Origin of the sequence: uncultured Eudoraea sp. (assembly GCF_947258525.1) — a bacterium.
Classification (GTDB): Bacteria; Bacteroidota; Bacteroidia; order Flavobacteriales; family Flavobacteriaceae; genus Eudoraea.
Genome location: NZ_CAMYIP010000145.1, coordinates 16597 through 29237, shown reverse-complemented (window position 1 = coordinate 29237; position 12641 = coordinate 16597). Strand labels below are relative to the sequence as shown.

At 37.9% G+C, this 12641-nt stretch carries 13 protein-coding genes; 8 read left to right on the top strand and 5 right to left on the bottom strand.

All coding sequences use genetic code 11. The features are described from left to right. From Q0X89_RS10820 to Q0X89_RS10810, 3 genes are all read left to right on the top strand, one after another. Window positions 1-289: hypothetical protein (locus Q0X89_RS10820; protein ID WP_297694001.1), on the top strand; the 289-nt coding region annotated here is incomplete at its 5' end. Between the two features lie 29 nt (window positions 290-318). Further along, a complete protein-coding gene (locus Q0X89_RS10815) occupies window positions 319-2154 on the top strand; it encodes an adenylate/guanylate cyclase domain-containing protein (RefSeq protein WP_297693999.1) in 1836 nt (611 codons plus the stop codon). Between the two features lie 164 nt (window positions 2155-2318). Then, window positions 2319-2648, top strand: a complete 330-nt coding sequence (locus tag Q0X89_RS10810; RefSeq protein WP_297693997.1) for a YegP family protein — start codon at window positions 2319-2321, stop codon at window positions 2646-2648. 94 nt (window positions 2649-2742) lie between these two features. Here the strand turns inward: Q0X89_RS10810 and Q0X89_RS10805 are convergent, their stop codons facing one another. After that, a complete protein-coding gene (locus Q0X89_RS10805; protein WP_297693994.1) occupies window positions 2743-4968 on the bottom strand; it encodes a M1 family metallopeptidase in 2226 nt (741 codons plus the stop codon). A 436-nt stretch (window positions 4969-5404) separates the two neighbouring features. Between Q0X89_RS10805 and Q0X89_RS10800 the strand changes: the two genes are divergently transcribed. The 5 genes from Q0X89_RS10800 to Q0X89_RS10780 all read left to right on the top strand — a co-directional run bounded on the left by Q0X89_RS10800 (window position 5405) and on the right by Q0X89_RS10780 (window position 10077). Next, window positions 5405-5803, top strand: coding sequence for a PAS domain-containing protein (locus Q0X89_RS10800; protein WP_297693992.1), 399 nt, complete (start codon window positions 5405-5407; stop codon window positions 5801-5803). Next, window positions 5800-6633 (top strand): MBL fold metallo-hydrolase, encoded by an 834-nt coding sequence (locus Q0X89_RS10795; protein WP_297693991.1) that lies wholly within the window; start codon window positions 5800-5802, stop codon window positions 6631-6633. The genes Q0X89_RS10800 and Q0X89_RS10795 overlap by 4 nt, the downstream gene beginning before the upstream one ends. A gap of 258 nt (window positions 6634-6891) precedes the next feature. Next, window positions 6892-7398 carry a hypothetical protein gene (locus Q0X89_RS10790; protein ID WP_297693988.1) on the top strand — a complete coding sequence of 169 codons (507 nt, stop codon included), beginning with the start codon at window positions 6892-6894 and terminating at the stop codon, window positions 7396-7398. A 147-nt stretch (window positions 7399-7545) separates the two neighbouring features. Further along, window positions 7546-9291 (top strand): adenylate/guanylate cyclase domain-containing protein, encoded by a 1746-nt coding sequence (locus tag Q0X89_RS10785; protein ID WP_297693986.1) that lies wholly within the window; start codon window positions 7546-7548, stop codon window positions 9289-9291. A 141-nt stretch (window positions 9292-9432) separates the two neighbouring features. Next, window positions 9433-10077 carry a hypothetical protein gene (locus Q0X89_RS10780; protein WP_297693985.1) on the top strand — a complete coding sequence of 215 codons (645 nt, stop codon included), beginning with the start codon at window positions 9433-9435 and terminating at the stop codon, window positions 10075-10077. A 40-nt stretch (window positions 10078-10117) separates the two neighbouring features. Here Q0X89_RS10780 and Q0X89_RS10775 read toward each other — a convergent pair whose 3' ends face one another. The 4 genes from Q0X89_RS10775 to Q0X89_RS10760 form a co-directional block, all read right to left on the bottom strand. Beyond that, window positions 10118-10489 (bottom strand): hypothetical protein, encoded by a 372-nt coding sequence (locus Q0X89_RS10775; RefSeq protein ID WP_297693984.1) that lies wholly within the window; start codon window positions 10487-10489, stop codon window positions 10118-10120. A 175-nt stretch (window positions 10490-10664) separates the two neighbouring features. Then, window positions 10665-12080, bottom strand: a complete 1416-nt coding sequence (locus tag Q0X89_RS10770; RefSeq protein WP_297693982.1) for a transporter substrate-binding domain-containing protein — start codon at window positions 12078-12080, stop codon at window positions 10665-10667. Between the two features lie 207 nt (window positions 12081-12287). Then, the gene (locus Q0X89_RS10765; RefSeq protein WP_297693980.1) at window positions 12288-12479 is read right to left on the bottom strand and encodes a hypothetical protein; all 192 of its coding nucleotides are present in this window, start codon (window positions 12477-12479) and stop codon (window positions 12288-12290) included. A 30-nt stretch (window positions 12480-12509) separates the two neighbouring features. Further along, complete coding sequence (locus Q0X89_RS10760) at window positions 12510-12638, bottom strand: hypothetical protein (protein ID WP_297693978.1); 129 nt, start codon at window positions 12636-12638, stop codon at window positions 12510-12512. Window positions 12639-12641 lie beyond the last annotated feature (3 nt).

The window sequence follows — 12641 nt, the reverse complement described above, 5'->3', positions numbered from 1 at the left end:
ATTAAATAATACCCCTGCAAATTTTACTATTTTTGCCCAGGTAGGCGATAACATTATATGGAAAGGGGTATCCTCTACAGAATCAAATACTCCGGTCAGAATAAGGGCAATTAAATACATAAGTGGCCCAAGAATTTTTAGTTCAGCTGTCATAAAGGGAGGTGAGAGTGCAGAGGCTACTGTAATTCGCGGGGGAAAGATTCCTTACAAATATCAGCTACAATTTAGTGTAGGTTCTAATACCAGCATGTATACCGTGGAGCCTAAAATCCAGATTGGGGAACAATAAAGACCAATGAATAATTCAATTCCTGCTTTATGAGATTTTGCCGCACAAAGAAGAATGCGCATTTTGTCAAAGGGATTTGTGTATATGTAATACTCCAGTTCACACTTGCCGCCTGTTTTGGTCAAAATAGAAATGTATCCGATAGCCTGGTTAAACTCTATGAGTCGGGAAACTATGACCCGGCACAACAATTGGAATTATTAGATAAAATTGCCCAAAATAATCCGGATCCTGATGAGTCACTTAAATATACTGATCAGCTTTTAAAAGAAGCTATAGCAGCCGATTCGGGCAGGTATGTTTATAGAGGATATCGACATCAGGGGAATGCCCATGAACAGAAAGGTGATTTAAGTATGGCTCTGGAAAGTTATTTTAAAGCCAGAGAATTCATTGATGAAAGTACTGAAAAAAGGAGATTGGGAAATTTATATACGGCCATAGCAGCTGTATATTCAGGAATGGGAAATAAACCTAACGTTATTCAATACTACAGCAATGCCATTAAAATTCTGGAAGGTTTGGAGGATAAAATTCCATATGCCATCGCTGTGGAAAATCTTGGAGACTCCTATTTGGAGTTTGGCGAACCAGATTCAGCCCTGGTTTTGTTTAACAAGTCCGGCCCCATCTTTAAAGCTCAAAAAAGAAAACCTTATTTGGCCTATAACCTTGGAAACAAAGGCCTGGCATTTGCGCAAAAAGGACAGGAAAACCAGGCCGAGGAAAATATCAGCGAGGCCATAACCATCCTGGAGGAATTGGGAGATTACCGGCCTATTACGGTATACCTTACCTATATGTCTGATATTTATGCTGACAGAAATGATTGGGATGCTGCTTTTACCTACTCCTTACGATCCTTAAACCTGGCAAAACAATATGGTATGAAAGCAGAAATGGGCAGCGCCTATTTAAAGCTCTCAGAATTATATGAAAGAACAGGGTATGCCTCTGCAGCGCTGAAATATTATAGAAACTATATTGCCTTCAGGGATAGTGTAAAAAACATTACAACAGTTCAACAAATGGGAGACATGCAAATGGAACAAAAGCAAATAGAGCTGGACCTTGCCAATCAGCAAAAACGAACGCAAAAGATAATTACTATTGCATCTGCCACGGCGCTGTTTCTAATTTTCCTTCTGGCTATAGGATTGTACAGACGAAATTTATACGTAAGAAAAACCAACGCTATTATTGAAAGGGAAAAGGACCGTTCTGAAAGTTTACTACTCAATATTTTGCCCGAAGAAACTGCCCGTGAATTAAAGGAATCGGGCACTGTGAAGGCCAATAAATTTAAATCCGTGACTGTTTTGTTTACAGATTTCAAAGCCTTCACGGCTTTTTCGGAACAGGTAAATCCCGAAGAACTTGTCAAAAGACTTGGCTATTACTTTGGTGGATTTGACGACATTATGGAAAAATACAATCTTGAAAAAATTAAGACAATTGGAGATTCCTATATGTGTGCCGGGGGAATACCTTTTCCGACTAAGGATCATGCCGTAAAAATGGTACAGGCCGGCTTTGAGATCTTACAATTTGTAGAAGATGCCAAGTTAAGCAATACGGATGAAGGACTCTCATTCGATGTTCGCATAGGGATCAATACAGGGCCCGTTGTAGCCGGGGTGGTTGGAAGCAAAAAGTTCTCTTATGACATCTGGGGAGATACAGTAAATGTGGCCTCCAGAATGGAATCGATGTCCGAAGAAGGTAAGATAAATATCAGCGAACATACATTTGAATTGATCAAAAATGAATTTAGCTGCGAGTACAGGGGAGAAATTGCTGTAAAGAACAGGGGCAAAATGAAAATGTATTTTGTAAATAGCCCTATTAGTAAAAATCTTACTTAATTCTAATATTTTTTCTGACAATACTCCTGAATATTAAAAGCATTGATTTTTAACGCCGGGTTATTCACAATCAAAGGGGAAAAAATTAGTGAAGGGAAAGAAAAAACAGAGAAAAAAGAGAATATATTTTGTTACTTTTATAGGCAGCATTTAAAAACATACCAATGGGAAAATTTGAAATTAAAAAAGACAAAGCCGGGAAGTTTAGATTCAATCTTAAAGCCTCAAACGGACAAGTAATTCTTACAAGTGAAGCGTACAACTCAAAAGCTGCTTGTGATAACGGGATAGAATCCGTTAGGAAAAACTCACAGAATGATAAAATGTTCGATAAGAAAAAGGCAAAGGACGGACGCCCTTATTTTAGTTTAAAAGCCTCTAATGGACAAGTTATTGGCGGTAGCCAAATGTATGCGTCAGCTTCCTCTATGGCGAATGGGATTGCATCAGTTAAAAAAAATGCGCCTAAAGCTACGGTTCAGGACAATTCTTAAAAGTTTTGTTTTAGTACGTTTTAAATTGATTAAAAACAATAAGGCAGCCATTTCGGCTGCCTTATTGTATCTGGTATCAGAGCAATATATTATTCTATTGCTGTTTCGACTTAAAAGCATCAAATTCTGATGGTACTTCTACTTTGGGAAAGCTATTGTTTCTCATATCAGTATCGGCAAACTCAAAATTTGGGTCTAAATTCACTTGCGAAACTTCTTTTTCTTTTATAAAAGTCCTTTTAATTTCATATTCGTTACCGCGCCAGACCTGTGCAGGCAATGTCTCAATCTCCTTAGAGCCGTCTGTAAATATCCATTCTATGGTTACAGGCATTACCAGCCCGCCCAGATTTTTAATAGTAACTACATAAATATTTTTACCCGAAAGTTGTTTACGGAGCTCAGGCTCATCCATTCTTGATAAGAATCCGCCATAGGAGGTATCAGGAGTTGAGGTCATGGTTATTGATTCTGGTCCACTAGAAAAATCCTTTGCTTTTTCGCTGATGTTTTCACCTTCTATTTTCAATTTAACCGTTTTTTTCTGGTCCTTGGTATTGAGTTCTTCTTCATTAACCCTGAACCATTTTACATCAGTAAGTTCCATGTCAACATTGTCGGTAGTAAAGAACCAACCTCTGAAAAACCAATCTAAGTCTACTGCCGTTGCATCTTCCAGCGTCCTGAATAAATCTGCCGGATTTGGGTGTTTGTATTTCCAGCGATTGGAATATTCTTTAAAGGCCTGGTCAAATAATTCGGGACCAATAATTGAGTTTCGCAACATCTGCAAACCAACTGTTGGTTTCATGTAAAAGTTATTTCCAAATTGGGTTAGTATTTCATTGTCAGAAGTTGTCATAATAGGGCGCAATATGTTTTTGTCGCCACTCATAAAAGGCACAATACTTTTAGGAGTTGTACTTCTAAATTGTGGGTATCTTTCGGCAACAGTTCTCTGATGAATGAATGTGTTTAATCCTTCATCCATCCACATCCATTTACGTTCATCTGAACTCACAATCATTGGAAACCAATTATGTCCAACTTCATGAATAATAGTGCCAATCATTCCTGCCTTGGCACGATCACTTATTTTGCCATTTTTAGGCCTGCCCCCATTAAAGCTAATCATGGGGAATTCCATTCCTATATTGGAGGTATTAACCGAAATAGCCACGGGATAAGGGTAATCAAAAGTAGCTTCTGAATAAACCTCGAGCGCATTTTTTATGGCTTTTGTAGATTCTTCCTTCCATACAGGTAAGCCCTCTTTTGGGTAAAAAGACATTGCCATGATTGTATTTGTTGGCAATTTTACTGCCTGGGCATCCCAAATAAACTTACGAGACGAAGCAAAAGCAAAGTCGCGCACATTGGTAGCGCTAAATTTCCAGGTTCTCTGCTTAGTAGATTTGGTTTTCTCATTGCTTTCAGCCTCTTCTTTGGTAATGATCATAACAGGTTTGTCAAAAGACTCTGCCGCCTCTTTCAATCTTTCCTGCTGTGCCCTTGAAAGTACTGCAGAGCCATTTAGTAAGGAGCCTGTAGAAGCCACAATATGATCTTCGGGAACAGTTATTTCAACCTCATAGTCACCAAATTCTAATGCAAATTCCCCTAGCCTTTGAAATTGCTGATTTTGCCAACCTTCCGTGTCATTGTAAACAGCCATTCTCGGAAACCAGTGAGCAATCAAATAAACAGCATTGTCATCTCCGGGGAAATATTCATAACCTTCCCGTGACAAAAAGAACATACTTCGGTCTGTAACAGGATAAGACCATGCCATAGAAAAACTTAAGGATGTACCGGACTTTAGAGGTTCTTTAAGCACTACCTTCATCATTGTATTATTAACGAATGATGTCATGGGATTGCCATTCGCGTCTTTTATATATTTAATGGTATAGCCGGCCGGAAAATCTATTGCTCTTGTAAGCAATTGCATTTGGCGTGTATTTATTGAATCTTTTATACTATTAAAAAAAGCACCAAAATCTTCATTTCCTTTTTTGTTTACGTTCTGTTCCAGCTGAATCCAGATATAGCTTAGATCATCCGGAGAATTGTTATGGTAGGTAATGGTTTCCTCTCCTGAAATTGTGTTATTTGCTTCATCTAATGTTGCTTTTATTTTATAATCGGCACGTTGTTGCCAATAGGCTTTTCCGGGTGCCCCACTTGCCGTCCTGTAACTGTTGGGAGGGGTAATCATGTTATCAATAGGTTCAAATTTTCCCTGCCAGGGCCGGGTTTGAGCGAGCATTACCGTTGTAAAAAGGATCAGAGAAAAAAAGAATACTATTTTTTTTGACATGTTTATATTTTTTTAAAAGGGTACAATTCAGGGCCGTGTGAATATACCTGACCAGGTTTGGATTTTAGATTTTTCGAAGATACATATAAGATTTAAAATAGAAATGAGGAAGCTATGCCTCTATTGTGCAGCTTTGGATAGTGCTTCCTTTGCTAATATAGGGCAAGTTTAGCTTCTCAATAGTTGGTTACAACTATTTTTGAAAACAAGTCCCATAATAAACCTATCAATAAACTATAAACTATTATAGATTTAAGCCATAGACTTTTTAGGGTTTTTATGTAGGGATAAAATAGTGAAATTATTATCTTGTAAGAATATCTTTCTCCCGAGCAACTTTGCTAGCAATAGCAACCTATTCTGGCGGGCATTATAGAACAAAATCGAATTATTTTTTATACATTTAAAAGAACTCTCCTTCAAAACTTGTCTGTCTATGTCAGCACATGAAATTGAAATCATATTAAGCAGGCAATTGGCAGATTGTCTTTCCGTCCCGGTTTTTATAGTAGATCCGGAAGGAACTTTAGTATTTTACAATGAACCGGCAGAACAAATACTGGGGCAACGCTTCCAGGATACAGGGGAAATGAAAGTTGGGGACTGGGGCAACGCATTTCAACCGCATGACAAAAAAGGGAATGCAATTCCACCGGAGGAACTTCCGCTTGTTAGCACAATACAGACACATGTGCCGGCCCACAAGACCTTCTGGATAAAAAGCCTGGAAGGCAAGTCTTTTAAAATCTCTGTTACATCTATCCCTATCATTGGAAGGTCTAAGGAATTTGCCGGGGCTTTGGCAATTTTTTGGGACAATGATCTTAAGCTATGAGAATTAAACTACATGGAACCCGTGGTGCTTATCCCACCTCTTCAAAGGAGACCAGGAAGTTAGGAGGCAATACCTCGTGTATTGAAATCATAGAGGGTAATGAAAGAATAATTCTGGATGCAGGTACGGGGATATTGGAAACAGATTTTGACAGCTATAGAACTGCGGACCGGATAGATATTTTGTTGACTCATCTACATATGGATCATATTCAGGGTTTGGGTTTTTTTAAACCTATTTTTGATCCTAATAAAGAAATACATATTTGGGGTCCCGGTGGTAGTTCCTATCCCTTAAAAGACAGATTGAACAAATTTTTATCCCCGCCACTTTTCCCTGTAATGCTGAGGGATATCCCCGGTAAATTAGTGATACACGAATTGTCGAACGAGCCATTTAAACTTGGTAAGTTTTTAATCACCTCTAAATTTGTTTGTCATCCCGGCCCAACAGTTGGCTATAGAATCCAGGTAGGATCCAAATCAGTTGCCTATATCCCGGATCATGAACCTGTGCTAAACAAGGCACATTTATTTAAAGAGGATAAGTGGATCTCCGGTTTTGATCTATGTACTAATACAGATTTGCTTATTCACGATTCTCAATTTAACCGGGAAGAATATGAAAAAAAAGTAGGGTGGGGGCATTGTACAATGGAAATCGCTGCAGAATTATCTAAGAGGGCCAAGGCTAAACGTTTGGTAATGTTTCATCACGATCCTGCTCATACCGACAAGTACACATCTAAGATGTTCACTAATTTTATGAACACCAATACCTTTGATTTCCCTATTGAACTGGCTGTTCAGGGGCATGAGATAGAGATTTAATTTAAGGCTCAGAATTAGCTTTAAAGAGCTTGGGGATAAGAAAAATACTACTTTCGGACAATAATCAATACCATTCATCCAAAGTCATTTTACAAATACGCTTAATTTCATTATATTAAGAGTTACCTTTTACCAATGTGATGCAGGTCATTTGAATTTATGAAAAGAAGTAGTATAGTGCCCCAATTTCAGGTTAATTGAGAACAGATTAGAATACGAGATAATTATTACCTAATTAATCAATAAAATAACACTATTATGAAAACAACAACTCAAATTTTGATGTTAATGGCCGTTATTAGTTTTATGTCTTGTGGCCAATTACACGTAGTAACGCTTTATGTGGATACTGAAGCCATTCCATCACCTCCTTTACCTTCAAAATCCAGCATAGATCAGTATGCCAATTTTGGACAGCCGGCAGGTGTTGCAAACAAAGATTATGCAACTATTGTAAGAAAGGGGGATTTAATTATCTGGCGGGGAGAGTCTATTAGTAATCCTGAGCACGTTGTGAAGATCACGTCCATAGATCATTATGAAGGTGAAGAAATTATAAAACTAAAGCCGTTTAATACAATAATGAGAAAAGACGGACCCGTTGCTCAAATCGGCAGTAACGAATTGGTTAGAGCAAAAGTTATATTAAAGCCTGGTAAAGAAGAAGCATATATAAGAGAAGAATACATTTTAACGTTTACCGTATCGAACAAGACAGGAACATTTACAATTGATCCTGAGGTCCAGGGGCATAAAAAAAAATAAATAATTAATTGTTTACCAAGTCTGATGTTAACCCGTTTTTGTAGAATAAAATTATTCAAAAATAAAGCCTGCTTAACACTGGGTTTTTTTTGTCTTTTTGCCACATCCATTTACGGGCAGAACCAGGTTATTGCTGATAGTCTCCAATTGATATACGATTCCGGAAGCTTTGAGGAAAAGAACCGATTACAATTGTTGTCTGATCTTGCCGAATTTCATAGCAACCCAGAAAAGAAACTGCAATACGGTGATGAACTTTTGAGTAGGGCGAAAGCTAAAGATTCTACCAAACGCATCATTGAGGCATATCAGGAAAGGGGAAGTGCCTTTAGGCTCAAAGGGGATCACACTCATGCATTGGAAAGTTTCTTAGCAGGTGTTAAAATTGCTGATAAACAGGAAAATAAGGGGGATTTGGGAATTTTATATTTAAACATAGGCATATTGTATGCCCGTATGGGGGATGATCAGAAAGCAATCTTCAACTATCAGAGCGCTATTCCCATTCTTAAAGCTGAGAATGATTCTATCAACTATGCATCGGTGCTAGAAAATTTAGGAGATCTCTATAATCTGAAATTGGCCAAGCCCGATTCGGCTTTATTATTTTTCAAACAATCAGGGGACATTTATAGAATTTTAGACTATAAGCCTGGTGTCGCTAATAATCTTGGTAATATAGGACTTGCTTATGCTTTAAAAGGAAAAAATGAATTGGCTGAACAAAATATAAGTCAGGCCACGGTAATGTTGGAAGAACTGGGCGATAACTATCCTATTAGTGTATATCTTACCTATATGTCCGATATTTATGCGGAACAGGGTCAATGGGAAACTGCCTTTAATTATGCCTACAAAAGTTTGGACCTCGCAAAAGAACATGCACTAAAGGAACAGATAGGAGATGCCTATTTAAAACTTTCTGAACTCTATAAGAAGAGGGGAAATTCCTCGGAAGCCCTTAAATATTACCAGAACCATATCACCTACAGGGACAGTGTAAATAATATTGATAAAGTGCAGGAAATAGCCAATTTACGTACTAATTTTGAAGTTGAAAAAAAACAAAATGAAGTAGATCTGCTTAATAAAGAGGCGGAAATCCAACTCTTAAAGGATAAACGACAAAAGATAATTATATACGCTACTGCCCTGGCATTAGTTGTAATCTTTGTGTTCGCCTTCTTTCTTTACAAACGCTATAGTTTTGTAAAAGCAACCAATACTATCATTGAGGAGGAAAAAAACAGGTCGGATAGCTTATTACTCAATATCCTTCCAAAAGAAACCGCCCAGGAACTTAAAGAAACCGGACAGGTAGAAGCCAAAAAGTTTGAATCTATCACTGTTTTGTTTACAGACTTTAAAGATTTTACCCGCTCTTCTGCTTCTTTAAGTCCGGAAAATTTAGTTAGAAGTGTGGATTATTACTTTTCCAGGTTTGATGAAGTTATGGAAAAGCACGGCCTGGAAAAAATAAAAACTATGGGCGACTCCTATATGTGTACCGGTGGATTGCATTTGAATAGAGAAGATCATGCCATCAGAATGGTGCGCGCGGCTTTTGAAATAGTTGAAATCACTGAAGCAGTTAAAAATATGGATCAAACTAAGATAATGCCGTATGAAATCCGAATTGGGATTAACACGGGTCCGGTGGTTGCAGGAGTGGTGGGCACCCAAAAATTTGCCTATGACATTTGGGGAGATACTGTAAACGTAGCTGCCCGTATGGAAACGAATTCAGAGACGGGCAAAATCAATGTCTCTGAAAATACCTATGAATTGATAAAAGATGAATTTGAATGCGAATATAGAGGCAAAATGAAAGTTAAAAACAAGGGAATGATGAAGATGTATTATGTAAATAAACCAAAACTCCAAACAGCCTGACTCAATTAAGATGTTCTTAATAGAATTTTAATATGAGAGAAGACAATTCTTTCTTATATTGCCACAGGTTTAAAACCTTCCCCTTTTCCATATCATGTACCTTCAATAATCTGCTCTTGCATAAATAAGATTTTCCTTATCATGAGTAAAGCAGGAGTTTATAAATATGCTCAGGTTTTTAGTTTTCTTCTTTTAATTTTTTTAATTGAAGGATGTACCTCATCACAGACCAATTTTAAACGAGAATACCGGAAGATTTGGAAGGAGACTATAAAATCTGAAGCCTGGCTCAGATCTTTGCAGAAAGACGAACTTTTGGCTTCGAATGATGCCAAAGAATTCTATTCAAGCACAGAAGATTCAGGGGTTCTGGAAGGAGATAGTTATTTGGAAACCGGCAAGTTGGCTTCCTTTGAAGAAAAGTATGCTTCATTGATTTCCAGGGCATATTTTAAGATAATTGCAGAGGCCGAAGAAGCCGATTCCAGGATTGAACAGGACTATTTAAGATTAAGTTCTCAAAAAGCAGCATTGGAAAATCGCAATAACAAAGACTATAAGAAAAACCTGGAGCTTGCGAGGAAAAGATATATTGCCCACAGGGAGATACTCAATGGCCTTAAGTCCTGGAATGCATTTAATGAATATGGCTCAGATGATTTGGAGTTTTTTAAAGAGGAACAAGCCGATGCTGCTTATAGCATGTTTCTGAATGGAGAATCTGATGAGAACATCATTGATTTTCTAATCTATAAACTGGCCGATTTGTATCAGTATGAAGAATAACCCAATGTATTGGCTAAAACTTCAAATTAAGAGAATGGAATCACTCCAACACTTCCTTTAACGCTGCACCGTACGCACCTGAAGGAATCTTAATACCAAGGTAGTGAGACAATGTGGGGGCAATGTCTACAATTTCTATGCGTCTATAGATTCTGTTTGCTTCCAAACTACTACCAATAAAAATCACAGGCACGTGCTGGTCATATTTCCAGAGAGAACCATGTGTTGTGGCTACCGTAAGCATATCAAAATCGTTGATAAACCAAAAGGGTTCAAATACCAGATAGATCTCTCCCGAACGCCTGGGATTATAATTTCGCAATACCGAATTATTTAAAGGTGTATTAGAGACATTGCCTTCCAAAAGATCTACAGAAGCTATGGCATCGGCAATGCCTTTTTCTTTTTTCAATTCCGCTGACAGAACTCTCGATACGGCATCGATATCCAGATTATTCTTGGCAATAAGCTGTTTGTCTTATAACACATATGGGTGAAAATGGCCGGGCACCAATTTATTTCATGGTTCAAAACTGTAGAAATATTATTAAGTAGTAAAAAAAAATTTTTGAGATATAGTTTTAGGTTTAATCTACTAAAGAAGCATAAAGTTTGTACCTGTCAAATATCTGTACGACATAATCATAGGGCTCCGTGCCTCTTACATATCCATATCGCACCGCCTCATGGTTATAGTGCTGAGGATCGCTTAGGGCTAAAATCATTTTATCCACATTATCATCCCAGGTGTATTTATCCAAACCTCGAATTTCAGCCAAACTTTGAGCATCTTTAACATGTTGATATCCGCAATTATAGGCAGCCATCGCAAATTTAATCCGCTGTACCGAGTCCTTTACCTGCTCAAAATTACTGGCAAGCTGTTCCAGATAGGCTGTTCCACCTCGTAAACTCTCATTTGGATCGCCCCGGTCTTTAATCCCAAGTTCCTGAGCCGTTGACGGCATTATTTGCATTAAGCCTTTCGCTCCTGCCCACGAACTGTCGTTTGGCTCAAATTGTGACTCCTGGTATACTAATGAAGCTAACAGACGCCAGTCCCATCCTAATTCCTGAGCATATTCTTTAATCAGTCTGTCGTATGCACTGATCTGATTTTTATTCAAACTGTAAAATTCACTTTTGGCCCGCCTTCTAAAACTTCTTTTATTCTCAAAATACTTGTTATAGATCACATAATAATCAGAGCTCTTCTTTTCTTCATTTATCCAACTATTAATAGCCTCCAATAGTATCGGGGAATCTTTTCTTACCGCCCATGCAATTCGCTGCGAAAAACTTAGGGGTACACTAACATCCAATATAGGGTAATGAGAGGCGTTTATCCTGGCCAGATTCCCGTCTGCCACAGTGTACTTAATTTTTTTATCTACTACCTGTTTTATAATTTCATCAGTGGAAAGCCCACCCTTCAGGGGATTTATAATGATATCGCCTCCTATTTCCTTTGATAAATTAAGGAGTCTTTTATAGTAGGAAGAATTTTTTCTCACACTTACAGTATCCCCTATTAGCTCTATAGGATCCTGAATCATAGCTTCCTTAATATCATCAAGAGTTAAATTGCGCCAGTTATCAGGTTTTCTTTGTACCAATACCTGTTTGGTTAGGTACAAATAATCTACAAAAGCTACTTCCTCCTTTCTTTCCTGTGTAACTGCTAATCCATGAGCTACAAGGTCTACATTTCCATTTTTGAGCTCATCCAGCATATCATCCAGATTTCTGGAGACCTTTAGATCTAATTCCAGGTTCAAATTCTTGGCGAGACGTTTTAGTAATTCGTACTCATAACCCATGGTTTGCCCACGATACAGAAAATAACTCGTAGCACTATAAGCAATAAGGACCCGGAGTTTGCCATCCTTCACTATTTCATTCAAATCTCTGATTTCTACGGCCTTTTTTGAGTCCGGCTTTTTCGTCTGACAGCCAATCAACAAGAAGACACAAATCACAAAAATTCCTAAACGGTTGGTCATAACGGTTTATCCCTGAAATGTTTAAATATATGAAAGAATTTAGTTTTGAAGAATTCCCGGCAAGATAAAGGCATCCTAAATCAACCCCTCCACAATGGGATTAAGCTATTCCCAGACCGTTTTGTTTTCCTCAGTTTTATTAAGGTAAAGTCTCTTGGCTCCTAATTCAATAAATGTGTTTCCTTCGGATTCGCTGGTTGCGGAAATTTATCCGGTAACACCATCCCCGTCTATATCTTTGTTAAGATGAGTCTCCAGTGCCTCAAGAGTTTTTCGGAGCAGCAGCCTTGTGTTCTCCAGTTCGGTTTCCAAAACGGCCACACGATCTTCAACACTGTCTGCCTGTGCCTGTTGTTTATCCAGTTCTTCCTGTTGAAGTAAATCCCAAAATATTCCCATGCTGATTGTTTTTATTTATATTACCGATTTTTAGGATTCCTCATTCTCGGAATCCTTTTTATTGTTTTTTTTCATTTTGCGATAACCTCCTAGTAAACGTACTCCAAGTCTTGCGAAAAGGATAATGGCAATCACCATAACCACATCAATGCCATTCATATC

Bases quoted from the DNA above. Each gene is read 5' to 3' on its own strand.
- Q0X89_RS10760 (WP_297693978.1), bottom strand. From the start codon at position 12,638: ATGAATGGCATTGATGTGGTTATGGTGATTGCCATTATCCTTTTCGCA.
- Q0X89_RS10790 (WP_297693988.1), top strand. From the start codon at position 6,892: ATGAAAACAACAACTCAAATTTTGATGTTAATGGCCGTTATTAGTTTT.
- Q0X89_RS10770 (WP_297693982.1), bottom strand. From the start codon at position 12,080: ATGACCAACCGTTTAGGAATTTTTGTGATTTGTGTCTTCTTGTTGATT.
- Q0X89_RS10780 (WP_297693985.1), top strand. From the start codon at position 9,433: ATGAGTAAAGCAGGAGTTTATAAATATGCTCAGGTTTTTAGTTTTCTT.
- Q0X89_RS10815 (WP_297693999.1), top strand. From the start codon at position 319: ATGAGATTTTGCCGCACAAAGAAGAATGCGCATTTTGTCAAAGGGATT.
- Q0X89_RS10805 (WP_297693994.1), bottom strand. From the start codon at position 4,968: ATGTCAAAAAAAATAGTATTCTTTTTTTCTCTGATCCTTTTTACAACG.
- Q0X89_RS10765 (WP_297693980.1), bottom strand. From the start codon at position 12,479: ATGGGAATATTTTGGGATTTACTTCAACAGGAAGAACTGGATAAACAA.
- Q0X89_RS10795 (WP_297693991.1), top strand. From the start codon at position 5,800: ATGAGAATTAAACTACATGGAACCCGTGGTGCTTATCCCACCTCTTCA.
- Q0X89_RS10810 (WP_297693997.1), top strand. From the start codon at position 2,319: ATGGGAAAATTTGAAATTAAAAAAGACAAAGCCGGGAAGTTTAGATTC.
- Q0X89_RS10800 (WP_297693992.1), top strand. From the start codon at position 5,405: ATGTCAGCACATGAAATTGAAATCATATTAAGCAGGCAATTGGCAGAT.